The sequence below is a fragment of the Paraburkholderia phenoliruptrix genome, assembly GCF_019511605.1.
Classification (GTDB): Bacteria; Pseudomonadota; Gammaproteobacteria; order Burkholderiales; family Burkholderiaceae; genus Paraburkholderia; species Paraburkholderia phenoliruptrix_A.
Genome location: NZ_JAEUAV010000094.1, coordinates 1 through 251, shown reverse-complemented (window position 1 = coordinate 251; position 251 = coordinate 1). Strand labels below are relative to the sequence as shown.

At 69.7% G+C, this 251-nt stretch carries 1 pseudogene; it reads right to left on the bottom strand.

Annotated elements, in window-relative coordinates:
- A pseudogene (locus JNB89_RS30920) lies at positions 1–251 on the bottom strand (hemagluttinin domain protein); the annotation flags it as partial.

The following is a 251-nucleotide window of genomic DNA, read 5'->3' as shown; positions in this document are numbered from 1 at the left end:
CTGGCTCACGTTCACCGCGTCAGTCGCCGCCGAGCCGGCTGCCACGTTCGTGATGCGACGCTCTGCACCCGCCGAGCCCACCGACACTTCGCCGTTCGCCGCCGAAGCAGCACCCGACAGCGTACCGCTGCCCGGGTTGTATGCTGCCGCGCTCAGATCCGCCGTCGTCGTCGAGCCAGAACCCAGCGCCACCGAATTAGCCGCCGTTGCTTGGGCGTTGCCGCCGATCGCCACCGCGTCTGTGCCCGTTG